We start from the raw sequence: 26,319 nt of genomic DNA, 5'->3' as shown, positions 1-26,319 counted from the left end.
GATCAAGGGCAAGCCGGAGCACCCGGTGAACACCAGATCAGGGTCAAGGCATCTTCGTCGCATTTTCTGGCTGCTGCCACTTCTGGCCGCAATCCTGTCTTCCTGCGCGCCGCGCGATCCCTATCAGTTCAATATCTGCCGCCTCGCCCTGCCGGGGATAGAGGATGAAGACAAACAGATCCGCCTTGTCACCCGGTTTGACGAGACCTCTGACGGCAATACGATCACCCTGCGTTACCAGTTGCTCGAACCGGGTGAAATCCCCCTGCCCTCGACCGAAACGCATAGTATCACCTGCCATTTCGAAGCAGCGACCAAACCCAACACACCCACCAACCTTTATGCGATTGAAACAACCCGCCTTGGCCCGGTGTCCGATGCCCATATGGCCCTGCTCAAACGGTTCTGGATTGACCGGGTCGGGCGCACCGCACTCGAAAGCTATATCGATCCCGAAAGCCACGGCCTGCGCGCCGATGTGCCCGATATCGGGCTGCCCGCGGCCTATGCCACCCAACTGGTGCTAAGCGGCCTTGCGCGCGGGGCGATCTATGGCCTGCTGGCCCTGTCCTTTACCCTGATCTATGGCCTGATCGGGCGGATCAATCTTGCCTTTGGCGAGGTGGTGATGACGGCCGCCCTTGGCACCATCATCACAAGCCTGTGGATATCAGGCATGGTCGGCTGGCTGATCCCGGTGATGGTGGTCGGATCGGTCGCGATGGCGGCCTTTGTCGGATCGGGGTTAAGCCACCTGACATGGCGCAATGTGTTCGGCCCCCTGGGCCGGAAGGCAGCAGGCGGGCGGGCGATGATTGTCGCTTCCCTTGGCTGTGTGCTGGTCATTCAGGAATTTATCCGGATTGTCATATCCGCACGCAATTTCAACCTGCCGCCGATCTGGCAGTTTTCCATCCCCCTTCTGCGCGGCGATCATTTTGTCGTGCGCCTGCACGGGTTCGATATGCTCGCCATTGGCGGGGCGGTTATGGTTGCGGGCATTCTGGTCTGGATCATGGGCAAAACCGCCTTTGGCCGGAACTGGCGCGCCATAAGCCAGGATCGTCTGGGGGCGGCCCTTTGCGGGGTGTCTCTTTCGCGCACTGAATCCCAATCCTTTGTTCTGGCAGGATTTTTATGCGGATTAACCGGTGCAATGTTGGCCCTTCGTTATGGTGTCATTAATTTTCACAGTGGTACGCTTTTCGGGTTCAAGGCACTGACTGCCGCCATCCTTGGGGGAATAGGGCGGATGCGCGGTGCGTGGCTGGGCGGGTTAATGATCGGTTTGACCGAAACATTATGGTCGGGATATTTCGGCGGGGCCTATCGCGATGTGGCGGTTTTCGGGCTTCTGGCGGCGATCCTCGTCCTGCGCCCTCAGGGGCTTTTGGGGATAAATGACAGTCATGACAGCTTGTTCTCCGCACGGAACGGACAAATATGAAAAGAACGGACCCCTGAAACGTCTGGTCACGTCACTTGGCGCACAAAGACCGGCACCATCAGGGAAATGGAGGGACCGGGAACGTCAGGATATGGTGCAGTTCAAGACCCGCGACTGGCTTGTCGATGACGAGGCCATCGCGCCGTCACTCGAAAAGTGGCAGCGTGCGGTCGATCTGATGACCGAACTTCTGGGTGCGACCGCCGGTTTCGTGGTCGAATATAATGACCGGATCGGTTACCGGTCCGTCGTCACCAGCCAGAACAACACCAATCCCTATGCCGGGTGCAAAACCTCGATCACCGGGCTTGATGCCAATATTTTCTGCCGGCAGGTCATCGCACAAAGCGACACCTTCTATGAACCGGACGCACGCGGCAAACCCGAATGGGCCGACAACCCCGAACTGACCGAAGACGGTTTCTGTTCCTATTTCGGGGTGCCGGTTACATGGTCGAACGGCACGATATTTGGCACGATCTGCGTGTTTGACCGTGAACCGACGCGATATTCCGACACGCTGCAAAAACTGATCGAAACCATCCGCGATCTGATCGAAGCCGACCTTCGGCTCTATGAACAGTTCCAGATCATGCGCAGCATCTCGCTGTCCGATCAGTTAACCGGGCTTAACAACCGCGCCGGGTTTGAAATGCTCGCCCAGCAGAAAATCCGCATCGCAAAACGCTATCACCATCATATCGGCCTGATCTTCATCGATCTTGATGACATGAAACACTGGAACGATGATTATGGTCACGCCGCGGGGGATGCGGCACTCAAGGCCGTCGGGGCCGCCATCACCGCCAGCATTCGCGAGGTTGATATTTGCGGGCGGATCGGCGGCGATGAATTTGCCATTCTGGGCTATGTGCGCAATCGCGGCGATCTGACCACCATCATCACCCGTATCCGCAATGCGCTTCTGGCGGTCAAACTGACCGTGGCCGCCTCGAAAAAGCCGATCCACGAAACCCCGAAAATAAGTGCCGGGGCGGCTGTCTTTTTCGAACCGGTCAAGGAAAGCCTCGAAACCATGATGGATATGGCCGATCAGGAAATGTATCGCGACAAAAACCGCAAACGATAGCGCGGCAACCCGCCTTGTCTTCCCCCGGACTGGCTGGCTGCCTGCCCCTGCTTTTACGCGGTGATGTACGGCAATCCACCATTAAAACGTGTGCTATATTCTCAAAACACACCAAAGCAGGAAGTGACATCCGGTCAGGTCGATGCTATGACGCCCCCGAAAAACATATGACGCCCTGATCGCCTCGGCGATCCGATACCCAACAAGAAAAAACAACGAGCGCCAGAATGCAGATCCGCCAAGGCACTGCCAACGACCTTCCCTTCATCCGCGACCTGACCAAGCGCGCAACCGATTCAACCTATTTCATCGAAGGCATGGGCGATGCGGCCACCGCAACCGTTGCCCGCTATGTCGACATGTCGACCGGCGTGTTTGAAAACGCGCTTGCAAGCGACAATCACAGCGTCATCGTCACAACCCAGGGCGATGACCTGCTGGGTTATGTCATTGTCATCCATGACAATCCCGAAATCGACTGGATCATGGTCGACCCGGCCGCACATGGGCTGGGCGCGGGCAAGGCATTGATGATCGCCGCCCTCGATGCGCTGGCCGAACGCAAACCCCATGCAACCGTCAGGCTTTCGGTCGTCGCGCACAACGAACGCGCCAAGGCGTTCTACCGCAAATTCGGCTTCCTCGTCACCGGCCCGATCCCGGGCCGCGACATCCCGACCGTGGAGATGCAGCGGGCGGCGTGATCATACCACACTGAAACTTCTCCAAAATAACTACTTGGATGAAACAAGAATTACCAGCATGCACGTTACATTAAAACGCATCCTAAACTACGGTCTTTTGAAAAAATTAAATATCTGATTTATCTTTTGCCTAAAATTTTTACGTTTTATCAAGATAGCATAGTGTTGCCTCTGCCAAATTACTTTAACCTCAACTTCCATCTGAGATAATTCTTCAAAAAAATTTTTGTCATCTTCGGATATATAAACTTGATCAAGAACTTTCCAGCCGACAAATTTCAGTGATGATCGAGTATCTGGATGAATAGTACATTGCCAGAACGTATCTCCATCGAAATGAACATTTAATCTATCGGGTTCAGGAGGTGAATATTCTGTTATTTTCTCTGGGAGATCGCAGTTGAAATACAATTCTATTTCTGATCCGTTTGGAAAATAAGCGTTACTGCGCCCATACTCGCAATGGAAAAAATGAGGATATGCTTCATGACTTTGTTCTGAGCAATCGGCACCGAATATCGTTTTACCCGCAATAATGTTTTTGGCGCATTCAATAGACGTAATGTGAAAAATTTTACTCATATAAACATCAACTTTAGCGTTCGTAAAAATCGCGTTGTTTTTCACTAGGAAATGAACCGCTACGTTTGAAACGGAACTTTAAGCAGAGGCTCTCTGCGTTACCACTTTCTCAGCCACGACATTCTTGTGCCAATTGAACGGCGCGTAGCGGGCTTCCCGTTTTCCCCTTACAAGTGACACAGAACATTAAGAAGCCTGCCCGCCGGGTCGCGAACATAAAACCGCTTAACGCCCCACGGCTCGACCGCCGGGCCATATTCGATGCCGGTCCCGGCTTCCTTGACGCGCGCGAGAACCTCTTCAAGGTCATCAACCTCTATCGAAAGGTCGGGCACCGGAGTGCCGGAACCGCCTTCGGTCGCGATGCTGATCTGGGGCACCATATTTTGCCCTGCCGCGGCAAAGGTCACGATCCAGCCGTGATCCATCACGCAGTCAAGGCCAAGGATATCCTCGTAAAACGCCCTGACCCTTGCGATATCATCGACGGCAAAGTTCGAAACGATGCGTTTGACCGCCATGGGGAGCCTCCTGCTTTTCGGCCTGCTACGCCGCTACTGTGCCGCCTTCTCGGTCACGACATTCTTGTGTCGCTTGAACGGCCCGAACGGGATTTCGGACGGGGCAAAGGTTTCCGCCGATGCCCGGTCCCAGCGTGAATACCAGTCATGAAGCCCCTCGATCTCCGGCCCGCCGGAAACAAGGAACCCTTCGGGCAGGTAGGGATAGGCTTCGTTGCCATCCAGAAACTCGTTGTCCTTCTGGCGCACCATGAAGTGATAGGGCATGAAATTGCGCGGATCGGTCAGGCCCGCCGCCCCGGTAATCTCCGCCAGTGCATGCATGGTATTATGGTGGAACCGCGCCACCCGGTCGCTTTTATCACCCACATTAAGGGCCCGCTGGCGCAGCGGGTCCTGCGTTGCAATGCCGACCGGGCAATGGTTGGTGTGGCATGACTGCGCCTGAATGCAGCCCAGCGCAAACATGAAACCACGCGCCGCATTGCACCAGTCCGCACCGAGCGCCAAGGTCTGCGCGATATCAAACGCCGTAACGATCTTGCCCGCCGCCCCGATCTTGATCTGATCACGCACACCCGCCCCCCGAAGGGCATTATGCACAAATGTCAGCCCTTCGCGCATCGGCATGCCGACCCGGTTGGCAAATTCAACCGGGGCCGCACCCGTGCCGCCTTCCTTGCCATCGACCACGATGAAATCGGGCAGAATACCGGTTTTCAGCATCGCCTTGACGATGCACATAAACTCGCGCCGATGCCCGATGCACAGCTTGAACCCGACCGGCTTGCCCCCCGAAAGATCGCGCAGCCTGGCGATGAATTCCATCAGGCCGACGGGGGTGGAAAACGTGCTGTGCGCGGCGGGTGATATGCAGTCAATCCCCATCGGAATACCACGTGCCTCGGAAATTTCCGGGGTGATCTTGGCTGCGGGCAACATGCCGCCATGACCGGGCTTCGCCCCCTGACTCAGCTTCACCTCGATCATCTTGACCTGCGGGTTGGATGCGGTTTCGGCGAAGCGTTCCTCGGAAAAAGTGCCATCATCATTGCGGCATCCGAAATAACCCGAAGCCACCTGATAAATCAGATCCCCGCCACCTTCACGGTGATACCGGCTGATGCTGCCTTCGCCCGTGTCATGGGCAAAACCACCCTTTTTCGCCCCCTTGTTCAGCGCCAGAATCGCATTGCCCGATAACGAGCCAAAGCTCATCGCCGAAATATTATAAAGGCTGGCGTCATAAGGCTGCTTGCATGCCGCCCCGCCGACCCGAACCCGAAAATCGATATCGGTGATGCTGGTCGGCGCGACCGAATGGGTCAGCCACGCATAGCCGGAACTATACACTTCCTCGATCGTGCCAAACGGGCGCTTGTCCTCGACCCCCTTGGCACGCTGATAAACAAGCCCTCGCGACTGGCGGCTGAACGGCACCTCGTCCTGATCGCTTTCGATCATATATTGCCGGATTTCCGGGCGAAAACTTTCAAGGATAAACCGGATATGACCACTGACCGGATAGTTGCGCAGGATCGAATGCCGGGTCTGGCGCAAATCAAACCAGCCAACAACCATCAACCCGCCAAAGATCACCACCGGCAGCCAGAACCAGACATCGACCAAGGCCGCACAGATCAACGAGGCAACCGTCAAAAGCGTCACACCGGCCAGAACCGCATAACGCTGATTCAAAATCAGAAATTTCACAGTGATCCTATCCCATTCAATGATGCGGGGAATTTTTGAATGTGGTGCGTGATCGTACCTGCTTATGCCGCCGCCGTCAGGGTGAAATCGACATGCACAGCAAAATGGTGTGACAGGGAGATCAGACCGGTAAGACCGATCTCCTGTTCACCCCCGCCATCCGACAGAAGCGAAAACATGCATGGCTGAACGTTGCGTTAACCCCTGCAAGGCGTTTCATCGCTGCACCTGTCATGTGTTACAGTCCTGACAGATTGCTATCAACCGGTCGCGCAAGACGAGTTCCCAATAATTGTTCTTTTAACCTAGCACCTTATCTGTGTTGGTTAAAAATTTGAAATCAGCTCCCAAAGTGAACCAATATACTTTTATTTCTAGATAGCTATTGTCGCGACGGGAGCATCTCCAATCTCTTCTGCATGCTGCGAACAATAGTTTCCATTACCTCATCTTCAACTTTTCCAGTACCAATTGCATCACGATACGCATTCAACATATGCTTCACTTGAGGAATACATTCTTCTCGTATTTCATTGAAACACTCCTTCATTTCAACTTCATGATAAGAACGTAAAACCTCCCTCGGCATAAAAATTGCCACTTTCATAAGACCGGTCACTTCGTTGAATATTAAGGCATCTGGATTTTGATATTCTTTAACCTCAAACATCCCCTTCGTCGTTTCCATTTGATAGGCGGCCAATTGAAGAGATGAAGTACCGTAATAACTAAGCACAGCGGAAACACCACTAGCCACTAATGCACCGATTAACGCAGACATTAAGCTGCTAGACAGTAACTTTGACCAACTTCCATTTCCCATTTCAAGCCCTCCAAAAGCTATAATTCAAAAGACTTTAAAACATGCATTTCATCAAACAGAATTAAAAAAGCCGCCGGTTTCCCGGCGGCTGCAAGTCTGACAAGTAACACCCTGTCGGGAACACCCCGTGATGAGGGGCGGGTGTTCCCGGATGTCCTGTCGGCTCTGAGTATTATGATCAGGCTTTGCCGTAACCGCCGCCGCCCGGCGTCTCGATGATGAAGACATCACCGGGATACATGGTGGCGCCATCGGTGCCCTTGAGTTCCTCGACCGTGCCGTTGGTGCGCTCGATCGCATTGCGGCCAAGCTTGCCTGGCTCCCCGCCGCCAACGGCCTGAACCGGCACGCGACGGTGGTTGGACAAGATTGATGCGGTCATTTCCTCAAGGAAGCGAACCCGGCGCACCGTGCCATCCCCGCCCTTGTGCTTGCCCGCACCGCCGGAACCCTTGCGGATGCCAAAGCTTTCAAGCAGAACCGGGAAACGCCATTCAAGGACTTCCGGGTCGGTCAGGCGCGAGTTGGTCATGTGGGAATGCACACCCGACGTCCCGTCATAATCCGGGCCCGCACCGGTACCGCCACAGATGGTTTCGTAATACTGGTGCGTATCATTGCCCCAGGTGAAGTTGTTCATCGTGCCCTGCGCACCCGACATCACGCCAAGGGCGGCATACAGCGTATCGGTCACATGCTGCGATGTTTCAACGTTCCCGGCAACCACGGCGGCCGGATAACGCGGATTAAGCATCGAGCCTTCCGGCACGATCAGGTTAACCGGCTTCAGGCACCCGGCATTCAGCGGAATGTCATCATCAACAAGCGTTCTGAAGACATAAAGAACTGCCGCCCGCGTCACCGCCGATGGGGCGTTGAAGTTGTTATCAAGCTGATCGGACGTACCGGTGAAATCAACCGTGGCCGAACGGGTTTCCTTATGGATCGTGACCTTGGCTTTCACCACTGCCCCGTTATCCATTTCATAGGAAAACTCGCCGTCTTTAAGCACGTCAATCACGCGACGAACACTTTCCTCGGCATTGTCCTGCACATGGCCCATATAGGCATGCACAACATCAAGCCCGAAGTGATCGACCATCTTGCGCAATTCCTGCACGCCCTTTTCATTGGCGGCAATCTGTGCGCGCAGATCGGCGATGTTCTGATACGGGTTACGTGCCGGGTATTTCGCGCCTTCCAGAAGGGCAGTCAAACCGGCTTCGTCAAACCTGCCCTGATCAACCAGTTTGAAATTGTCGATCAGAACGCCTTCTTCCTCAAGAATACGGGAATTTGGCGCCATCGAGCCCGGGGTGATCCCGCCAACATCGGCATGGTGACCACGCGATGCGACATAGAACAGGATTTCCTTGCCGTCATCACCAAAGACCGGCGTGATCAGCGTAATATCGGGCAGGTGCGTGCCGCCGTTATAAGGATCGTTCAGCATGTAAACATCGCCGGATTTCATTTTCCCGGCATTGTTTTCCATCACGGCCCGAACCGATTCACCCATCGATCCAAGGTGGACGGGCATATGCGGTGCGTTGGCAATCAGAAGACCTTCCTGATCAAACAGCGCGCACGAGAAATCAAGCCGTTCCTTGATGTTGACCGAATAGGACGTGTTGGCAAGTGTGACCCCCATCTGTTCGGCGATATTCATGAACAGATTGTTGAACACTTCCAGCATCACCGGATCGGCCTGCGTGCCAATCGCTTCCGACCGTTTCAACGGTACAACACGGGTCAGCACAAGGTGATCCCGGCCATTGACCTCGGCTTCCCAGCCCGGATCAAGAACGGTGGTCCCGACCGGCTCGACAATCACCGCCGGGCCGCGCACGGTGGCACCCGGTTTCAGATCTTCGCGTTTATAGAACGGCGTTTCCTGTGATTTGCCATCAAACACGACCTTGCGGGTGGCAAGCGGATCGGGTTTGACGCCATCCTTGGAAACCTCGGCTTCGGCATCGGGCAGGCCTTGGGTTTCGCCAATCGCCTCGACCGCGACGGCCTCAACCACCAGCGGCTTTTCATCCATGACAAAGCCGTAACGCTGCTTGTGCTGCTCTTCGAACTGCGCCTTGATCGATGCAACATCACCGAAATCAACGATCAACGGGTTATCCGTGCCGTCATAACGCAGATGCAGCTTTTTCAGCATGCTGATCTTGGCATCGGTAATGCCCTGCTCATGCAGCTCGCCACGTGCTTCGGCGGCCAGTGCCTCAAGGCTTTCATCAAGCCCGGCAAGGGCAGCGGTTTCAAGCTTCGCCTCGACCGCCTGTTCGCGCATTGCCCGAATATCGGCAAGCCCCATGCCATAGGCCGACAGAACACCGGCAAACGGATGGACAAACACGCGTGTCATGCCCAGCGTATCAGCCACCTGACAGGCATGCTGCCCACCGGCCCCGCCAAAGCATTGCAGGATATAATCGGTCACGTCATAGCCGCGCTGAACCGAAATCTGCTTGATCGCGTTCGCCATGTTTTCGACCGCGATGCGCAGGAACCCTTCGGCGACTTCTTCGGGGGTTCGGACCTGACCGGTGGCGTCCTTGATCTTAAGCGCCATGTCGGCAAAGCCCGCCTTGACCGCATCCGCGTCAAGCGGCTCGTTGCCTTCGGGGCCAAACACATTCGGGAAGAAGTCCGGCTGAACCTTGCCCAGCATGACATTGATATCGGTCACGGCAAGCGGCCCGCCACGGCGATACGCCGCCGGTCCCGGATTGGCACCGGCACTGTCCGGGCCAACGCGGAAACGCGCGCCATCGAAATGCAGGATCGACCCGCCACCGGCCGCAACCGTATGGATTTTCATCATCGGGGCGCGCATGCGCACACCGGCAACCTGGGTTTCGAAATCGCGTTCATATTCGCCGTCATAATGCGAAACGTCGGTCGATGTGCCGCCCATATCGAACCCGATGACCTGGTTAAAGCCATCCATTTCCGCGGTCCGCACCATGCCGACAACACCGCCCGCCGGGCCCGAAAGGATAGCATCCTTGCCCTGGAACTTGGCGGCATCGGTAAGCCCGCCATTGGACTGCATGAACATCAGCTTCACACCGCCCAGTTCACCGGCAACCTGATCAACATAACGGCGCAGGATCGGCGACAGATAGGCATCAACCACCGTGGTATCGCCACGCGACACCAGTTTCATCAACGGGCTGACCTGATTGCTGACCGATACCTGGGTAAAGCCGATTTCGCGTGCGATCTCGGCGGCTGCATTTTCATGGGCGGTATAACGATAACCATGCATGAACACGATGGCGCAGGCCCGGATACCGTCATCAAACGCTGCCTGCAAATCCTTCCGCAGGTTCTCGCGATCAAGCGCGGTCAGTTCCTCGCCCTGCGCATCAAAGCGGCCATCGGCCTCGATCACGCGCTCATACAGCATTTCCGGCAGTTTGATATTGCGATCAAACAGCTTCGGGCGGTTCTGATAGGCAATGCGCAACGCATCACGGAAACCGGTCGTCGTCACCAGAACCGTGCGATCCCCTTTACGTTCAAGCAGGGCATTGGTCGCAACCGTGGTGCCCATCTTTACCGCTTCGATTTTCTCGGCCGGGATTTTCTCGCCCGCCGGGACGTCAAGCAGTTCGCGAATGCCCTGAATGGCGGCATCGGCATAACGTTCCGGGTTTTCCGACAGCAGCTTGTGCGTCAGAAGGCTGCCATCGGGTTTGCGGGCGACGATATCGGTAAAGGTACCGCCACGGTCGATCCAGAACTGCCATTTCGGCTGTCCCGTCGTCTGATCTGTGGTTTGCGAAGCGGACGAATTTTGGGTGTGCGAAGCCATGATGCTTACTCCTTCAGCATCGTATTCAAACAAATCTTGCGAATGCGCCGGCCGTTAAACGGCGCGGGTCAGCCGTTCATTTTCTGCGGAAGCCAGGTGGCGATTTCGGGGAAGACCGTAATCAGCAAAACCGCCAGCAACAGCAGGAAGAAGAACGGCAGGGAAGCCAGCGCAATGGAAAACAGGTTTTTGCCTGTCAGCCCTTGCAGAACGAAAAGGTTGAAACCGACCGGCGGGGTGATCTGCGACATTTCGACCACCAGCACCACATAGATGCCAAACCACAAAAGATCGATCCCGGCGGCCTGCACCATCGGCAGGATCACCGAGGTGGTCAGAACCACCACCGAAATCCCGTCAAGGAAGCAGCCCAGCACGATAAAGAACACCGTCAATGCCGCAAGCAACGCATAGGGCGAAAGGTTCATTTCCGCGATCCATGCCGCAAGCTCGCGCGGAATGCCGGTAAAGCCCATGGTGACGGTCAGCACCGCCGCCCCGGCCAAGATGAAACCGATCATGCACGATGTGCGCGTCGCCCCCATCAGGCCGTCGATAAAGCTTGCCCAGTTCAGCGACCCGCTGATCGCAGACAGGATCAGCGCACCGACGACACCAAAGGCCGCGGCCTCCGTCGGGGTGGCAATCCCGCCATAGATCGATCCGATCACCGCAGCAATCAGCGCGATCACCGGGATCAGGCGACCGGACGCCCGGATTTTCTCGACAAAGCTGTAAACCGGCCCGGCAGGCGGCATCTTGTCCTTGTTGATCGTCGCCCAGATCATGACAAAGCCCATGAACAGGATGATCAGCATCGCACCGGGCAGGATGCCGGCAATAAACAGGCGCGCAATCGAAAGCTCGGCCGAAACCCCGTAAACAATCAGGATGATCGAAGGCGGGATCAGAAGCCCAAGCGTCCCCGACCCGGCCAGCGTGCCAAGGATCAGCTTGTCGGCATAGCCCTGCTTGCGCAGTTCCGGGATCGACATCCGGCCAATCGTGGCCGCGGTTGCCGCCGACGAACCCGAAACAGCGGCAAAAATCCCGCAGCCCAGAATATTGACATGCAGCAACCGGCCCGGAAGCTTGTTCAGCCACGGCGCAAGGCCGGTGAACATGTCTTCGGACAGCCGCGACCGGAACAGGATTTCACCCATCCAGATAAACAGCGGCAGCGGTGCCAGCGACCAGCTTGCAAGCCCCGACCACGCGGTCGTCGCGATGATCGGCCCGGTCTGCGCGCTGGTAAAAAACTCAAGTCCGATGACACCAACCGCAAACAGCGACAATGCCACCCAAAGCCCCGCCCCAAGGAACAGGAACATGATCCCCATAAGGATCAGGCCGATTTCAAGTACACCCATGACCGTCCCCCTATTCCGTCAGTTCGCTGGTTTCGCGCGTGGCAAAGCCGGGCTGCTGACCGCGTGCCACGTCGAACAATGCCTCAAGCATGGCGATGGTAAAAACAGCCAGTCCAAGCGCCATGGCGGCCTGCGGAATCCAGAGCGGAAAGGCCAGAACACCGGGCGACGTATCGCCATACGAAAAACTTTCCTCTGCCAGAACCGCCATCCAGTAGGCGAAATACCCGCCAAGGAAACTTGCCAGCGCCAGCGTAATGGTCTCGATCACCCGGCGTACACCGCCCTTAAGGTGCGATAACACGATCAGAACCCGGATGTGGGTGCCCGCCCGAAGTGCCGGACCAAGTGCGAGGAACGTCCCCGCCGCAAGCGAGAAACCGGCAAGTTCATTGGCATCATGCACGGCAATTCCAAAGAACCGGCCCAGCGACGAGGCCAGGATCAGCAATGCGATGGCAACCAGAAAAATGGCTGCTAACCCCGCACTGAATTTGAACAAATAATCTAATGATCTGCGCACAGCAGTCCCCTTTCCGCCCGCGGGATTTCCCAGTGGTGGCTGACAAGGGCAAAGCCCCTTCGGACAGTCATATCATGAATTTCGGCGGGGCGTCCCGATCCGGGCATTTTCACCCGGATCGGGAAACGTGGTTTCGCGCTTACTTCTTGAAGGCGTCGATGATGGCAGCCCCGGTATCACCGGCTTCGGCCTGCCAATCGGCAACCATCTGTTCGCCAACCTTGGCAAGACCAGCTTTCAGCTCGGCACTCGGTGCGGCAACATTCATGCCGTTATCGGCAAGAACCTTTTTCTGCGCATCGGTTTCGGCCATGCTCATTTCCCAGCCACGCGTTTCGGCTTTGGCGGCTGCGTCCATGACGGCTTTCTGAACTTCCGGCGACAGACCGTCGAACGACTTGGCATTGACGATCACCATGTTTTTCGGAAGCCATGCCTGAACGTCATAGAAGTTTTCGACAAAGTCCCATGCCTTGGAATTCGCACCGGTCGAGGGCGAGGTCATCATCGCTTCGACAATGCCGGTCGCAAAGGCGGTCGGGATTTCCGGAACCTCAACCTGGGTGCCGACCATGCCGGTCAGGTCCGCCAGTTTCGAGGTCGCGGCATTATAGGCACGGAATTTAAGACCTTTCAGGTCTTCAACCGTATTGACCGGCTTTGCGGTATAAAGACCCTGTGCCGGCCATGCGACGGCATAAAGAACCTTCAGGCCATCAGCCGCCAGTTTTTCCTCAACCGCCGGGCGCGAAGCTTCCCAAAGCTTTTTGGCTTCGTCATAGCTGGTCGCAAGGAACGGGATCGCGTCAACGCCGTAAACCGGGTCTTCGTTCGCCAGAAGCGAAATCAGGGTTTCGCCGGCCGGAACCAGACCGCGCTGCACCGAACGTTTGATGTCCGGGTGCTTGAACAGCGAACCACCGGAATGAACCGTGATTTCAAGTTCACCGCCGGTCGCTTCTTTCACGTCCTTGGCAAATTCGATGATGTTCTGGGTATGGAATGTCGCATCCGGATACGGGGTCGCCATATCCCATTTTTCGGCTGCCATGGCAAAACCGGCCGACATGGTCATCGCGGCAACTGCAACGGTGGAAAGTGCCTTTTTAAGCATCAGTCAAGTCTCCCTGTGTGTGATGAGGCCGACATGCATTTTCGCGCGCATCTCGTGACTCCGAAGTAGCCTCCCAACAGAACGGTCACATTTTACTGATAAATTGTCAATGTTATTTCATGGCTGATATGCATAATGCGGGAAACTACGCAGGATATTTTATCGGCATTGCCCCACCCGAACACCGATCAGAACGCCCCACCAATATGATATTCCTCGACTTATGTCCGTGTGCTAGTGTCCCGGCAAATAACAAACAGGGAGAAAGCCCGTGCAGGATCTTTCGGGGAAATCGGTCTGGATCACCGGTGCCGGTAGCGGCATTGGCGAGGCCATTGCAAAATCGCTTGCCGCGGCGGGCGCACAGGTCGCCCTGTCTGCACGGCGCGAAGAAGCCCTTCAGAAGGTCGCAAACGAAATCACCTCAGATGGCGGAAAGGTCGAAATCCATCCGCTTGATATCAGCAACAGCGATCAGATCGCGGACGCCGCGCGCAACATTCAGGCGTCCATGGGCAAAATCAATGTCCTGATCAATTGTGCCGGCATGAACAGCCCCAAACGGCACTGGCGCGATCTTGATATCGCTGACTGGCACCGCATCGTCGCGGTCAATCTCAATGGTGTGGCGAACACGGTTTGCGCGACCCTGCCCCTGATGCGCGCGCAAAAGGACGGGCTGATCATCAATATTGCATCCTGGGCGGCAAAGCATGAATTCCCCGTCGCAGGCCCGGCCTATGTCGCGTCCAAACGCGGCGTTGTCGACCTGTCACACAGCATCAATCAGGAAGAAATGCACAACAATATCCGTTGCTGCTGCATAAGCCCCGGCGAAGTCGCGACCCCGATCCTTGACCAGCGCCCCGTCCCGATCAAAGAAGACGAACGCGCCCTGATGCTAAAGCCCGACGATCTGGCCGACATGGTCACCTATGTCGTCGCGGCCCCGGCACGGATCTGCTTTAACGAAATCATCATGTCCCCGACCCATAACCGGACCCTTCTGCCCCAACCCTAAGGTCGGGACGCCCGAACACGCAGACATGAAAAAGGCAGCCCCGATAACCATCGCGCTGCCTTTTATCTGCTCTTCAGAAACTCTGGAAGTTAATCACATCGCACTCGCCGCACGCGATGCCTGATCATAAACGCCCGAAATCGCGCGCAGCGTCTTGGCCACATCGCCGACTTCCTCGTGATTGACGCCCAGCCGCTGGAACGTCTCGATCAGGCAGGCCTCGCGGACGTCACGGTATTTCTGGCACATTTCGCGGCCTTCCTTGGTCGTCGAATAATGCACTTCCTTGCCGCGCTTGATCCCGTCAACCAGCCCCAGCTTGCGCAGTTTTTTAAGCGAGTAATTGACCAGATGGCTGTCTTCGACATTCAGAACGAAACACACCTCCGACAGGCTCTTTTCCCGTTCGCGTGAATTGACGTTATGCAGAACAAGGATATCAAGCACCGAAACATCGGGCATGCCTGCGGCCCGCATGCACCGCACCATCCAGCGGTTAAACGCATTACCCGACAGGATCAGGGCAAATTCAAGCTCGGAAAGCTCGGCGGCACGTTCCGATACAAGATGCGATGATGATACAATACGTGGTTTGTCGGTCATGCGGCGTTCCTGAAATCCCGTTGTTAACTTTCGCGATGCGCTTTGTGGCATTCACTTATACGCTTTGTCGGGATTTTATCGCAAAAAAAGCAGCCTGGACAAGCCCAGGCTGCATATCATTGCCGACATTTCGTTATCAAAGTGATCGCATCCGCTCCAGGAACCCGTCAATCTGGCCCCTCAAATTGCCGCTTTGGGTGCCAAGATTATCGGCCGAACCATGCACGTCATTGGCGGCAACATTGGTTTCCGCCACCGCCGCCGATACGCCCTGCATGGCCGCTGATATTTCCTCGGTCCCGGCGGCGGCCTGTTCAACATTCTGCGATATTTCGCTGGTCGCAACCGTCTGCTGTTCGACCGCGGCGGCAACCGCAGCCGCCCGTTCACTGATATCGGAAATCATCCGGACGATCTCGTCAATCGCCTCGACGGCCAATCCCGTCGCCTGCTGGATACCATTGATCTGGCTGGTGATTTCATCGGTGGCCTTGGCCGTCTGATTGGCAAGGTTCTTGACCTCGCTTGCCACGACCGCAAATCCCTTGCCGGCATCGCCTGCACGGGCGGCCTCGATGGTGGCGTTAAGTGCCAGAAGGTTGGTCTGCCCGGCGATATCGCTGATCAGGCCAATGACCTCCCCGATCTTGAGCGCCGCATCATTCAGCCCCTGAATGTTTTCATTGGTATGACGCGCACGTTCGGTTGCCGATTGCGCCATGTTCGATGTTTCGCTGACCTGACCGGAAATCTCGTTGATCGATGCCGCAAGCTCGGTCGCGGCCGTCGCGACAAGCTGCACGTTTGATGATGCTTCCTCGGTCCCCGATGACACCGCCATCGACTGGCTTGCCGCCGTATCGGCACTGCGCCGAAGCACGTTTGACACCTGATGAAGCTGTTCGACCGCAACACCGACCTCGGCCATGACGGAAACCACCGCCTGATCAAATTCGCGGATATATTGTTCCTGCGTTTCCATGCGTTTGCGCCGGCGCTCGTCCGCCTCGCGCTGGGCGGCTTCAAGCTTGACCCGCTCGATCCCGTTTTCACGGAACACCAGAACCGCCCGCCCCATCGTACCGATTTCATCCGCCCGATTGACTTCATTGATCTCGACATCAAAGTCGTTATCGGCAAGCCGCGTCATTTTGCCGGTCAGTCCGGTAATCGCCCGCACAATCGCCTTCGATAGCAAGATCGACAGCACCAGCAACGCCAGTGCGCCGACCACAAACATCACCACCGTCGTGATCAGGCTGCGGCGCGAAATCGCCTCGGCCTCGGCCTTCATTGCGGTTGCGATGGCCGAAATATCGGCACTGAGCTGTTCCAGAACCGGTTCGGCTTCGGCGTAATAGTCACTCAGCTTGCCCAGTTCTTCCTCGCGCTGAAGAATGCCCGCCGCCAGCGCCTTGAAATCCGCGACATAGGATTTCATCAGATCGGTGATCTTCTGCTTTTCATCTGCCGGGATACTGTCCGTCGCCGCCAGTGCCGGGCCAAATTCCGCCAGACGGGCATCGATACGTTCGACATATCTCGGATCGATCCGCGCCAGGAAATCCTTCTCGTGACGGCGCATCATCAACATGATGATCGTCAGCTTGTCGGCCTCGTATTTCGCAAGCGCTTCTTCAACATTATGAACCGATCCGCGCAGGCTGCCCAAAAGACCGCTTTCCTCGTTCAGCCCGATTTCGCGTTGCAGATTGGCAATCGTCCGGAATTCGGCGGCATAATTGTCAAATGACGTTTCAATCATCGCAATTTCGCTATCAAACCGGTCAAGCGCCGGGTCTGCGGCCAGTGCTTTCAGGCCGCTTTGAACGGTTGCAACGGTTTCGGCATGGGCCGCGACGTATTTTTCATCCAGCCGCAACAGGAAATCCTTCTCGCGTCGCCGCGCATTCAGAAATTCGCGCGCGATCCCGTCAACAACCAACCGGTCCTCAAGCGCCTGTTCTGCCTGCACTTCGGCGGTCTGCCGCTGATTGTCCGCCACAAACAGGACCACGGCAACGATGGCAAAAATCGATAAGGCCGCCACCCCGATCAACGAGATTTGATAAATCAGCTTCATACGCGATAGAAAATTCATGTCACTTTCCCCCGACAGGAACAGTCAAAAGGCACAATCCACCCTTAAAAAGGTATGGAACTTGTTTGAGTGGTGGGGCTTGCGGGCGAAACCGGCATCTTGTGCGCTTCTGGTCTGGCCCAATTCTGTTAATTGGGTGTCCGCCCCCCCGGTTTACAGGGGGCATACACCAACCTTTTTTGTTTTCAAACATCTGCCGGAAACAGACAAAAAAGGCAGTCCGGTTTCCCGAACTGCCTTTTGACGCGACATATGGCTTCTGGTTAAAGCGACCGCATCCGTTGCAGGAAGGTATCGATCTGGCGGCGCAATCCGCCGCTTTGATCGCCCAGATTTTCCGCCGATCCCCGCACATCGCCTGCCGCCGCATTGGTATCGGATACCGCGCCCGATACGCCCTGCATGGCGGCCGAAATCTCGCTGGTGGCCGCGGCGGCCTGTTCGACATTCTGCGATATTTCACTGGTCGCGACGGTCTGTTGTTCAACCGCGGCGGCCACCGCCGATGCCCGTTCGCTGATATCGGTGATCATGCGAACGATTTCATCAATCGCATCCACCGCCGAACGTGTTGCCTGCTGAATGCCGTTGATCTGGGCCGAAATGTCCTCGGTCGCACGCGCGGTCTGATTGGCAAGGTTCTTGACCTCGCTTGCAACCACGGCAAACCCCTTGCCCGCGTCACCGGCGCGCGCCGCCTCGATGGTCGCGTTCAACGCCAGAAGGTTGGTCTGCCCGGCAATATCGTTGATCAGCCCGATCACCTCGCCAATCCGAAGGGCCGCGTCATTCAGGCCCTGGATTTCCTCATTCGTGCTTTGCGCCCGTTCGCTGGCCGATTGGGCCATGCTTGATGTTTCGGTTACCTGACCGGCGATTTCATGTATCGATGCCGAAAGCTCGGTCGCCGCCGTCGCGACAAGCTGCACGTTTGACGATGCTTCCTCGGTCCCGGCGGAAACCGCGCTGGATTGTTCGGTTGCGGTATTGGCGCTGTTGCGAAGGACCTCGGACACCGTATGCAATTGCTCGACCGCGCTGCCAACCGCCGTCATCATCGTGACGACCTCGGTATCAAATTCGCGGATATAGCTTTCCTGCGTTTCAAACCGCTTGCGCTGGGCTTCCTCGGCGGCGCGCTGATCGGCTTCCAGTTTCTGGCGTTCCACCCCGTTTTCACGAAACACCAGAACCGCCCGCGCCATTTCGCCGATTTCATCCTTGCGGTCGACCTCGCCCAGATCGACGTCAAAATCGTTCCCGGCAAGCCGCGTCATTTTGCCGGTCAGACCGCCAATCGCATGCACAATCGCGCGTGACAGGATGATCGAAAACACCACCAGCAATAGGGCACCAACCACGAAAATCCCGATGGTCATCATCAGGGCGGATTGCGCGATCTGTTCGGCTTCTTTCTGGATACGTGCCACATTGGCCCCGATATCGGCACCAAGCTGTTCAAGAACCGGTTCGGCACTACTGTAATGCGTGCTGAGTTCCGCAAGCGCTTCTTCACGTTGCAGCATCGTCGCCGACAGGGTTTTGAAATCATCGACATAGGATTTCATCAAATCCGACATCGATGCCTTTTTATCATCCTTGATGCTGGTTGCGGCATTTAATGCCTTCAGGAAGTCGGCCAGCCGGTTATCCATCTGTGTGATGATTTCGGGGTCGGGATGTGTAAGGAAATCCTTCTCAAGGCTGCGCATCATCAACATGATCATCGACATGTCCTTGGTCTGGCTCAGCCCCAGCATCGCCTCGAATTTGGCAACTTCGGCCAACGCATTTTCGATGTTCCGTGCGGCCGTATGCAGGCTGCCCAAAAGCCCGCTTTCACCATCCAGCCCGATATCACGTTGCAGGGCGACGGCTTTTTCAAATGCCGCCGCATAATTGTTGAATGCTGCGGTGATCAGATTGACATTGTCGCGGAATTCAACCAGTTGCGGGTCATTGGCAAGGGTTTCCAGACCGCTGCGAACCGCCGCAACCGTTGTCGCATGATCGGTCACAAACTGTTCATCCAGACGCAAAAGGAAATCCTTCTCGCGTCGCCTTGCATTCAGAAATTCGCGAAATACCCGATCGACCAAAAGCTGATCGGAAATTGCGTTGGCGGCTTCGTGCTCGGCCGATTTTCTTTGCTGGTCGCTGACAAACAAAACACCCGCGACAAAAACAAAAAGAACAAGCGCCACCAGCCCGACCAGTGAAATCTGGTAGACCAGCTTCATTCGTGACAGAAATTTCATCGTTTCCCCCGATGCAGTCTTTATCTTTGTTCATTCAACTTTGTTAATTCAACCTTGAGCTAAAGATTGTTACGAAAAACGTAATATTCCAGATAAATATCCGAAAAAGCCTGTTTCATAGACTTAAGGACTAGTATCGTCGGCCACCCGTACTATCTAATGCGCTTTGTCTGTCGGCATCTGGCCGATACGGCGATAAATGAATGTCCTTTTCGCAACCAAGAGCCTGATCAAAAGCATGAGCATCTGGGGTAAAATCATTGGCGGCACTGCGGGCTTTGCCCTTGGCGGGCCACTTGGCGCCATTCTGGGTGCCGCGGCCGGTCATGTCGTCGACAGGATCAAGCACAATATCCGCACAGCCCGCATCGGCGGCTATACCGGTACCGCACAGGGCAGCTTTGCTGGCGGGCAGGATGCGCGTCAGGTCGCCTTTGCCACCGCTGTTGTCGTACTGTCGGCCAAGATGGCCAAGGTCGATGGTGTGGTATCGCGTGATGAAATCAACGCCTTCAAGCGCGTGTTTCACATCCCGCCGGGCGAGGAAAAGAATGTCGGCCGCCTGTTTGACATGGCACGCAAGTCATCGGACGGCTTTGAACCCTACGCCCAACAGATCGCCCTTCTGTTCCGCGGCGAACGTGCTTTGCTCGAAGGCATCCTCGAAGCGCTCTATCAGATCGCGATGGCCGATGGTGCCCTGCATCCCGCCGAAAAGGATTACCTGCACAAGGTCGCGACCATATTCGGCTTTGCCGATGTTGATTTTGATCGCGTGCATCACGCCTACACCAGCCCCGGCGGCCCCGATCCCTATGAACAGCTTGGCCTAGGCCGCGATGCCAGCGACGATGACCTCAAGGCCGCCCATCGCAAACTGTCACGCGAAAACCATCCCGATACCCTGATGGCCAAGGGCATGCCGCCCGAATTCATCGAACAGGCAAACGACAAGATGGCCCGTATCAATGCCGCATGGGATCAGATCCGCAAGGAACGCGGCATTCGCTAGTTTGCCACGCACATCTGCCCTGCATGCAATGATTTCCCTTGCAAGATGCCGCGATTTGCGGTTTGCAGGGGGCACATTTTTGTGACCTCAAGCTTATCGGTTTTTCCATGGCGCCACCGCTGATCAATATAAACGATATCCGTCTGACCTTTGGCGGCAACGATCTGTTTTCCGATGTCTCCTTTGCCATCGGCGAACGGGATCGCCTGTGCCTTGTCGGGCGCAATGGCGGCGGGAAATCGACCCTGCTTAAAATCATCGCCGGTGAAATCGAGGCCGATGGCGGCGAACGTTTCGTTCAGCCGGGCTGCAAGGTCGCCTATCTCAATCAGGAACCGAAATTCGATGGTTTCGCCACGGTCGAGGATTACGTCCTCTCGGCTCTGGACGAACATGAAATCGATTACGCCTATCGCGTCTATATGCTGCTGGACTCGGTCAATATCGATCCGCAGGCCGACCCGACCAAACTCTCGGGCGGTGAAGGCCGCCGCGCGGCAATTGCGCGCGCCCTGATCGCCGATCCGCAGGTCCTTCTGCTCGACGAGCCGACCAACCATCTTGACCTGCCGACCATCGAATGGCTTGAGGGCGAGATCAAAAACTTCCGCGGGGCGGTTGTCGCCATCTCGCACGACCGCGCCTTCCTGAACGCGATTTCAACCGGCATTCTGTGGCTTGATCGCGGTGTCATGCACCGCACCGATCAGAACTTCGCGAAATTCGAAGAATGGTCCGAGGAAATCTTCCGCAAGGAGGCCGAGGAACGCGCCAAGCTTGATAAACTGATCGCCCAGGAAACCGTCTGGTCCGTGCAGGGCATCTCGGCCCGTCGCAAACGCAATCAGGGCCGTCTGCGCCGCCTTTATGATATGCGCGAAACCAGATCGCAGCAGATCGAACGCATTGGCAATGTGTCACTCGCGGCTGACGCCGGAAGCACCTCGGGCAAGGTCGTGATCGAGGCGACCGACATCACCAAATCCTTTGGTGACCGCACGATCATCTCGGGTTTCTCGACCCGTATCCTGCGCGGCGACAAGGTCGGCATTATCGGCCCGAACGGGGCGGGCAAAACCACCCTGCTTAAAATGCTGACCGGGCAGCTTGAACCTGATAGCGGCACGATCAAGATCGGCACCAACCTGAATGCCAGCTATTTCGATCAGAAACGTGCGGCCCTTGATGACACCATGACCCTGTGGGATACGCTGTGCGATATCGGCGGGGATCAGGTCATGGTGCGTGGCAACCCGCGCCATGTCGTAAGCTATCTGCGCGATTTCCTGTTTGATGAAAAACAGGCCAGAAGCCCCGTCGGCGCGCTGTCGGGTGGGGAGCGCAACCGTTTGCTTCTCGCCAAACAGCTTGCCAAGCCGACCAACCTTCTGATCATGGACGAACCGACCAACGATCTTGATATGGATACGCTTGATCTGTTGCAGGAAATGCTCGCCGATTACGAAGGCACCCTGCTTCTCGTCAGCCACGATCGTGACTTCCTCGATCGCGTCGTGACGTCATCTATCGTGATGGAAGGCAACGGCATCGCCACCGAATATCCCGGTGGCTATTCCGATTATGTCGCGCAACGCAAACTGTCCGCCGCCCCCGCCGTGGCCGAGGAAAAGCTTGGCAGCACATCGGGCAAAGGCGGCAAAAAATCCGCCCCCGCCCCGGCGGCAAAGCCCAAGCCGACCGGCAAGATGAGCTACAAGGACCAGCGCGAATACGACAATCTGCCCGGCCAGATCGCCAAGCTAGAGGCCGAGATTGCCGAAATCGAAGCCGCCCTGTCCGATGGCAGCCTGTTCACCAAGGACCCGGATGCCTTCCAGAAAAAGGTCGACCGCATGGCCGCTGTGCGGGCCGAACTCGAAGCCGGTGAAGAACGCTGGCTCGAACTCGAAATGCTCCGCGAGGAACTCGGGCTGTCATAAGCCCGGGACCGCCGCCAACCGCTTGCAACTTTCCGGTTAAAACCGTACTCTTTTGACTGAACATTGCAGGGGATCGGTATGAGCCACGCTGTAAAACAGGATGCAATCGACGCGATTGCCAAGCTTCCCGATGATGCCAGCATGGATGACATCATGTATCGGCTTTACGTGCTGGAAAACATCCGGCGCGGTCAGGCCGACATCGCGGCGGGCAAAACGCATGATCTGGCTGACGTCCGTAAGGCCATCGCCGAATGGTGATCTGGTCAGATCACGCTCTATCGCAACTTGGCCAAATTCATCGATATCTTTCAGAAACAGCGCCGCATTATGCCCGGCATGTTTCCGACACGATTGCTGATAAATCAGAAACTCTGGCTGATTTTTCCGCACGCGGGCGGATTGTTCCTGAAATCGGCAATCCGCAAATCCGTGAAATCGCTGTCTTTTCCTGGCGCCTGATTTATCAAACTGATAGCAGTCAAACTGTAATTATTGCTATCTTGCATCAACGTCAGTCCTTCACGCCGCCACCCGCTAATAGTGACTGATATCTCTTTGTGCGCCACTGCCGAAAGCCCGTGCCATGCCCCTCAAAGCCGTTCTGATGGCCCTGTCCGTTGCCGTGATCTGGGGCGTCAATATGCTGACCGTCAAAGGCGCGGTCGGCGAAATCCCGCCCCTGATGCTGACCGCAATCCGCTTTGGTGCGGTTGCTGTCCTGCTGCTGCCCTTCACCAAAATGCCGTCGGGACGCTTTGGCCGTCTCGCCATTCTGTCGGTCGTCTTTGGCACCGGTCATTTCGGGGTGCTGTTCTTTGCACTGTCGATGCTTGATGCCGGGCCGGTCGCGATCATCATTCTGCTTGGCGTGCCGTTTTCCTCGATGCTGGCGACCTATTTCTTCAATGACCGGCTGGGCTGGAAACGGCTTTCGGGCATGACGCTGGCCTTTGCCGGGGTCATGATCATGTTCTGGGACCCGACCATGACCGACCTGCAATTGCCCCTGTTGCTGGTGGTGTTTGCCGCCTTCATGTGGGCGGTTGCCAATGTCATGATCAAGAAACTCGGCAATATCGATACCTTCCAGCTCAATGGCTGGATGGCGCTGATGGCCGCCCCGCAATTGCTGATCCTCTCGCTTGTGCTGGAACCCACGGCTGTTGATGCAATCTTTGATGCAAGCTGGGCCGCATGGGCCAACACGACGTTCACCGTCGTGATGTCGTCCATCGTGGCCTATGGCTTCTGGTATCATCTTCTGAAAACGCAGGATGTGAATGTGGTGGTGCCGTGGTCATTGCTGGCCCCGGTCATCAGCGTCGCCGGATCGTTCATTGTCTTTAACGAACCGATCAGCACGCTCAAGATCATCGGCGGCCTGACGGTTCTGGCCGGGGTCGGCGTGATCATGCTGCGCAAACCGCCGCAGCAACAGGAACAGGGAATGGACTGACCCGCAATGCCCACAATGTCTGCCGGAAACGAGAACCTCAAGAACCGCTTCATCGCCCGCCCCTCGCCCAATTGCGGCGACCGACCCGGTGATGCCAAGGGGGACCGCAAGGTCGATATCCTCGTCCTGCATTATACCGGCATGCAAAGCGGTGCGGCTGCGCTGGATCGCCTGTGCGATCCGGCGGCCTCCGTCTCCAGCCACTATCTGGTCGAGGAAGACGGCACCATTTTCCAACTGGTCGACGAGGATAAACGCGCCTGGCATGCCGGGCGCGGCCAGTGGCAGGAATGCGAAGATGTGAATTCCAGTTCCATCGGCATTGAAATCGTCAATCCCGGCCATGAATTCGGCTATCGCGCCTTTCCCGATATTCAGATCGATGCGGTGATCGCGCTGTGCCGCGATATCCTGACCCGCCATGATATCCGGCCTGACCGCATCATCGCCCATTCCGACATGGCCCCCGACCGCAAGGAAGACCCGGGCGAGCTTTTCCCCTGGGATCGGCTTGCCGCCAACGGCATCGGATTATGGGCGCGCGCGGAACCAACTAAGGATGATGACGCCTGCACCGAAACCGAATTTGACGCGATGCTGGATCGTCTGGGATACGGGCCAAACGATACGCTCAAACGCCGCATCGCCTTTCAGCGCCACTGGCGGCCGTCCGATATTTCGGGAAAGGTGGACGGCGAATGTGCCGCGATCTTGCGCGCCCTGCTAGCGAAAACCGGGCGATAGGGGAAAGCCTACTGGGCAATCAGCCCGCCCGGATTGGCAATCGGCACGTCCGACAATCCGACATAGCGCGCAAAGCCGACCCGGCTGAAACCAAGATGCCGGCGATAGATATCATCCACCACCCCGTTCACCAGTCCGTGCGCCATTTCCCGGTCAAAATCATTGATGACCGATGCCAGTTCGGGCCGAAGGCTCATATACCGCTTGGCCGTCTCGACCGCCGGACGCAACACCTTAAACTCCATCAGGCTTTTCTGATCCCCGCCGCTGAACCGCAGGCAGGCCAGATCAGTAAACAGCACATCGACATAATGCCGTTTCAGCATCTCGTAACCCTTGGCATATTCGGCGACTTCCACCGGATGCATGGTGTCATTGGCAAGGATTTCCTCGGGATAAGGCTGCCCGATGACTTTAAGCCAGTTGGTGTTATCAAGGCTTTCCGGCCCGTCATAGGTCGCAACGGTAAAGCTTGACCGCACAATCGCCACTGTCACCCGGCTTACAAGGGACTCGGCCGATGTCACAAGCCCGGTTTGATCCGCCATCGACAGATCATCCAGCAGCAAACCATCCACCGCCCCATAGCGGATTGAAAAATGGCAGCGCGCAAGCGGCATCTGCACGAACGTCACCGAATGCCCGGCATCTTCCAGAAAACGGGTCGCCATATCCACCGCAAGCCCGCGGGCAACGCCCTGATCGTCATAGGCATAGGGCGTCCATTCGTCATAGCACAGGCGCACGTCTTTTGCCTGCGCGACCAACGGCACAGCACAAAAGATCAATATCGCGCTCAAAACCCGAAGCGCCGCACCCATGGCCAATCCTTCAAATGAAAATCCGGCATCATCCATATGAAACCGGAAACAGGACATACCCCCTTACGAGGGATATGGCAAACCCGCAGTTTTCCGGGCTTCCATGCATTTTTCACATGGTTAAAATAACGATCGTATAAGCCCCTGTAGCCACTGCTTTTTCTTGACGACGGGGTCAATGTCACCTACATCACGCCCACCAGATGGCCGGATGGCCGCCCCTGTTCTTCGGAACGGGGGAGGAAAGTCCGGGCTCCATGGAAATACGGTGCCAGTTAACGGCTGGCGGGGGCGACCCTAGGGAAAGTGCCACAGAAAGCAAACCACCTGATCGCGCAAGCCATCAGGAAAGGGTGAAAGGGTGCGGTAAGAGCGCACCGGTCCTTCAGCAATGCGGGACGCATGGTAAACCCCACCGGGAGCAAAACCTAATAGGAATGGTCGGCCGGATGCTTCGGCATTGTCGGCAGGCGGGTTTCCGCGCCACCATTCGGGTTGGTTGCAGGAGGCGTCCGGCGACGGGCGTCCCAGATGAATGGCCATCCAGTGCGGTTCGCCGCATGGACAGAACCCGGCTTACAGGCCATCTGGTTATTTCTTTTTCTGATGCCGATAACAGATCGGCGGGGACCTGCCCCGCC

At 56.4% G+C, this 26,319-nt stretch carries 22 protein-coding genes and 1 other RNA gene; 11 read left to right on the top strand and 12 right to left on the bottom strand.

Annotation, left to right across the window (positions count from 1 at the left end):
- Positions 1–25 precede the first annotated feature (25 nt).
- From AUP42_RS19425 to AUP42_RS19415, 3 genes are all read left to right on the top strand, one after another.
- Positions 26–1,447, top strand: coding sequence for a branched-chain amino acid ABC transporter permease (locus AUP42_RS19425; protein WP_156484662.1), 1,422 nt, complete (start codon positions 26–28; stop codon positions 1,445–1,447).
- Entirely contained in the window at positions 1,410–2,537 is a 1,128-nt protein-coding gene (locus tag AUP42_RS19420) for a sensor domain-containing diguanylate cyclase (RefSeq protein WP_231858356.1), read from the top strand. Before AUP42_RS19425 ends, AUP42_RS19420 begins: the two co-directional genes overlap by 38 nt.
- A 227-nt stretch (positions 2,538–2,764) precedes the next feature.
- Complete coding sequence (locus AUP42_RS19415) at positions 2,765–3,241, top strand: GNAT family N-acetyltransferase (protein ID WP_062953258.1); 477 nt, start codon at positions 2,765–2,767, stop codon at positions 3,239–3,241.
- An 87-nt stretch (positions 3,242–3,328) separates the two neighbouring features.
- On the opposite strand, the gene AUP42_RS19410 is transcribed toward AUP42_RS19415, so the two are convergent.
- The 8 genes from AUP42_RS19410 to AUP42_RS19375 all read right to left on the bottom strand — a co-directional run bounded on the left by AUP42_RS19410 (position 3,329) and on the right by AUP42_RS19375 (position 13,719).
- The gene (locus AUP42_RS19410; RefSeq protein ID WP_062953257.1) at positions 3,329–3,868 is read right to left on the bottom strand and encodes a hypothetical protein; all 540 of its coding nucleotides are present in this window, start codon (positions 3,866–3,868) and stop codon (positions 3,329–3,331) included.
- A 122-nt stretch (positions 3,869–3,990) separates the two neighbouring features.
- Positions 3,991–4,344: a VOC family protein gene (locus tag AUP42_RS19405; protein ID WP_062953256.1), complete on the bottom strand. Its 354-nt coding sequence runs from the start codon at positions 4,342–4,344 to the stop codon at positions 3,991–3,993.
- A gap of 33 nt (positions 4,345–4,377) precedes the next feature.
- A complete protein-coding gene (locus tag AUP42_RS19400; RefSeq protein WP_062953255.1) occupies positions 4,378–6,057 on the bottom strand; it encodes an FMN-binding glutamate synthase family protein in 1,680 nt (559 codons plus the stop codon).
- A 382-nt stretch (positions 6,058–6,439) separates the two neighbouring features.
- A complete protein-coding gene (locus AUP42_RS19395; RefSeq protein ID WP_156484661.1) occupies positions 6,440–6,880 on the bottom strand; it encodes a hypothetical protein in 441 nt (146 codons plus the stop codon).
- A 178-nt stretch (positions 6,881–7,058) separates the two neighbouring features.
- Positions 7,059–10,712, bottom strand: a complete 3,654-nt coding sequence (locus AUP42_RS19390; RefSeq protein WP_062953253.1) for a hydantoinase B/oxoprolinase family protein — start codon at positions 10,710–10,712, stop codon at positions 7,059–7,061.
- A 68-nt stretch (positions 10,713–10,780) separates the two neighbouring features.
- A complete protein-coding gene (locus AUP42_RS19385) occupies positions 10,781–12,082 on the bottom strand; it encodes a TRAP transporter large permease (protein WP_062953252.1) in 1,302 nt (433 codons plus the stop codon).
- Positions 12,083–12,092: 10 nt separating this feature from the next.
- Positions 12,093–12,605 carry a TRAP transporter small permease gene (locus AUP42_RS19380; RefSeq protein WP_062953251.1) on the bottom strand — a complete coding sequence of 171 codons (513 nt, stop codon included), beginning with the start codon at positions 12,603–12,605 and terminating at the stop codon, positions 12,093–12,095.
- Between the two features lie 139 nt (positions 12,606–12,744).
- Positions 12,745–13,719 carry a TRAP transporter substrate-binding protein gene (locus AUP42_RS19375; protein ID WP_062953250.1) on the bottom strand — a complete coding sequence of 325 codons (975 nt, stop codon included), beginning with the start codon at positions 13,717–13,719 and terminating at the stop codon, positions 12,745–12,747.
- 271 nt (positions 13,720–13,990) lie between these two features.
- Here AUP42_RS19375 and AUP42_RS19370 point away from each other — a divergent pair, with 271 nt between their 5' ends.
- Complete coding sequence (locus tag AUP42_RS19370) at positions 13,991–14,740, top strand: SDR family oxidoreductase (RefSeq protein WP_062953249.1); 750 nt, start codon at positions 13,991–13,993, stop codon at positions 14,738–14,740.
- 93 nt (positions 14,741–14,833) lie between these two features.
- Here AUP42_RS19370 and AUP42_RS19365 read toward each other — a convergent pair whose 3' ends face one another.
- From AUP42_RS19365 to AUP42_RS19355, 3 genes are all read right to left on the bottom strand, one after another.
- Positions 14,834–15,343, bottom strand: a complete 510-nt coding sequence (locus tag AUP42_RS19365) for a winged helix DNA-binding protein (RefSeq protein ID WP_062953248.1) — start codon at positions 15,341–15,343, stop codon at positions 14,834–14,836.
- A 136-nt stretch (positions 15,344–15,479) separates the two neighbouring features.
- A complete protein-coding gene (locus AUP42_RS19360) occupies positions 15,480–17,444 on the bottom strand; it encodes a methyl-accepting chemotaxis protein (RefSeq protein ID WP_062953247.1) in 1,965 nt (654 codons plus the stop codon).
- 263 nt (positions 17,445–17,707) lie between these two features.
- Complete coding sequence (locus AUP42_RS19355) at positions 17,708–19,702, bottom strand: methyl-accepting chemotaxis protein (protein WP_062953246.1); 1,995 nt, start codon at positions 19,700–19,702, stop codon at positions 17,708–17,710.
- 199 nt (positions 19,703–19,901) lie between these two features.
- Here AUP42_RS19355 and AUP42_RS19350 point away from each other — a divergent pair, with 199 nt between their 5' ends.
- The 6 genes from AUP42_RS19350 to AUP42_RS19330 all read left to right on the top strand — a co-directional run bounded on the left by AUP42_RS19350 (position 19,902) and on the right by AUP42_RS19330 (position 24,857).
- Positions 19,902–20,714, top strand: coding sequence for a TerB family tellurite resistance protein (locus AUP42_RS19350; protein WP_156484660.1), 813 nt, complete (start codon positions 19,902–19,904; stop codon positions 20,712–20,714).
- A gap of 107 nt (positions 20,715–20,821) precedes the next feature.
- Positions 20,822–22,654, top strand: a complete 1,833-nt coding sequence (locus tag AUP42_RS19345; RefSeq protein ID WP_062953434.1) for an ATP-binding cassette domain-containing protein — start codon at positions 20,822–20,824, stop codon at positions 22,652–22,654.
- Positions 22,655–22,732: 78 nt separating this feature from the next.
- Positions 22,733–22,915, top strand: a complete 183-nt coding sequence (locus AUP42_RS19340; protein ID WP_062953245.1) for a hypothetical protein — start codon at positions 22,733–22,735, stop codon at positions 22,913–22,915.
- A complete protein-coding gene (locus AUP42_RS21275) occupies positions 22,909–23,205 on the top strand; it encodes a type II toxin-antitoxin system RelE/ParE family toxin (protein ID WP_082824860.1) in 297 nt (98 codons plus the stop codon). Before AUP42_RS19340 ends, AUP42_RS21275 begins: the two co-directional genes overlap by 7 nt.
- 35 nt (positions 23,206–23,240) lie before the next feature.
- A complete protein-coding gene (locus AUP42_RS19335; protein WP_062953244.1) occupies positions 23,241–24,113 on the top strand; it encodes a DMT family transporter in 873 nt (290 codons plus the stop codon).
- A 15-nt stretch (positions 24,114–24,128) separates the two neighbouring features.
- Positions 24,129–24,857 (top strand): N-acetylmuramoyl-L-alanine amidase, encoded by a 729-nt coding sequence (locus tag AUP42_RS19330; RefSeq protein WP_082824859.1) that lies wholly within the window; start codon positions 24,129–24,131, stop codon positions 24,855–24,857.
- Between the two features lie 8 nt (positions 24,858–24,865).
- Here the strand turns inward: AUP42_RS19330 and AUP42_RS19325 are convergent, their stop codons facing one another.
- Entirely contained in the window at positions 24,866–25,678 is an 813-nt protein-coding gene (locus AUP42_RS19325) for a transporter substrate-binding domain-containing protein (protein ID WP_170954190.1), read from the bottom strand.
- 199 nt (positions 25,679–25,877) lie between these two features.
- On the opposite strand from AUP42_RS19325, the gene rnpB reads away from it, so the two are divergent.
- Positions 25,878–26,273: RNase P RNA component class A (gene rnpB / locus AUP42_RS19320), an RNA gene on the top strand.
- Positions 26,274–26,319 lie beyond the last annotated feature (46 nt).

It is taken from the genome of Thalassospira lucentensis, assembly GCF_001613805.1.
Lineage (GTDB): Bacteria > Pseudomonadota > Alphaproteobacteria > Rhodospirillales > Thalassospiraceae > Thalassospira > Thalassospira lucentensis_A.
This window is presented reverse-complemented; position numbering and strand designations above follow the sequence as displayed.

Excerpts from the sequence above, each read along its gene's own strand:
- AUP42_RS19420 (WP_231858356.1), top strand. The coding sequence starts at position 1,410 with ATGACAGCTTGTTCTCCGCACGGAACGGACAAATATGAAAAGAACGGA.
- AUP42_RS19415 (WP_062953258.1), top strand. The coding sequence starts at position 2,765 with ATGCAGATCCGCCAAGGCACTGCCAACGACCTTCCCTTCATCCGCGAC.
- AUP42_RS19405 (WP_062953256.1), bottom strand. The coding sequence starts at position 4,344 with ATGGCGGTCAAACGCATCGTTTCGAACTTTGCCGTCGATGATATCGCA.
- AUP42_RS19395 (WP_156484661.1), bottom strand. The coding sequence starts at position 6,880 with ATGGGAAATGGAAGTTGGTCAAAGTTACTGTCTAGCAGCTTAATGTCT.
- AUP42_RS19390 (WP_062953253.1), bottom strand. The coding sequence starts at position 10,712 with ATGGCTTCGCACACCCAAAATTCGTCCGCTTCGCAAACCACAGATCAG.
- AUP42_RS19385 (WP_062953252.1), bottom strand. The coding sequence starts at position 12,082 with ATGGGTGTACTTGAAATCGGCCTGATCCTTATGGGGATCATGTTCCTG.
- AUP42_RS19375 (WP_062953250.1), bottom strand. The coding sequence starts at position 13,719 with ATGCTTAAAAAGGCACTTTCCACCGTTGCAGTTGCCGCGATGACCATG.
- AUP42_RS19365 (WP_062953248.1), bottom strand. The coding sequence starts at position 15,343 with ATGACCGACAAACCACGTATTGTATCATCATCGCATCTTGTATCGGAA.
- AUP42_RS19360 (WP_062953247.1), bottom strand. The coding sequence starts at position 17,444 with ATGAATTTTCTATCGCGTATGAAGCTGATTTATCAAATCTCGTTGATC.
- AUP42_RS19355 (WP_062953246.1), bottom strand. The coding sequence starts at position 19,702 with ATGAAATTTCTGTCACGAATGAAGCTGGTCTACCAGATTTCACTGGTC.
- AUP42_RS19350 (WP_156484660.1), top strand. The coding sequence starts at position 19,902 with ATGAATGTCCTTTTCGCAACCAAGAGCCTGATCAAAAGCATGAGCATC.
- AUP42_RS19345 (WP_062953434.1), top strand. The coding sequence starts at position 20,822 with ATGGCGCCACCGCTGATCAATATAAACGATATCCGTCTGACCTTTGGC.
- AUP42_RS19340 (WP_062953245.1), top strand. The coding sequence starts at position 22,733 with ATGAGCCACGCTGTAAAACAGGATGCAATCGACGCGATTGCCAAGCTT.
- AUP42_RS21275 (WP_082824860.1), top strand. The coding sequence starts at position 22,909 with ATGGTGATCTGGTCAGATCACGCTCTATCGCAACTTGGCCAAATTCAT.
- AUP42_RS19335 (WP_062953244.1), top strand. The coding sequence starts at position 23,241 with ATGCCCCTCAAAGCCGTTCTGATGGCCCTGTCCGTTGCCGTGATCTGG.
- AUP42_RS19330 (WP_082824859.1), top strand. The coding sequence starts at position 24,129 with ATGTCTGCCGGAAACGAGAACCTCAAGAACCGCTTCATCGCCCGCCCC.
- AUP42_RS19325 (WP_170954190.1), bottom strand. The coding sequence starts at position 25,678 with ATGGGTGCGGCGCTTCGGGTTTTGAGCGCGATATTGATCTTTTGTGCT.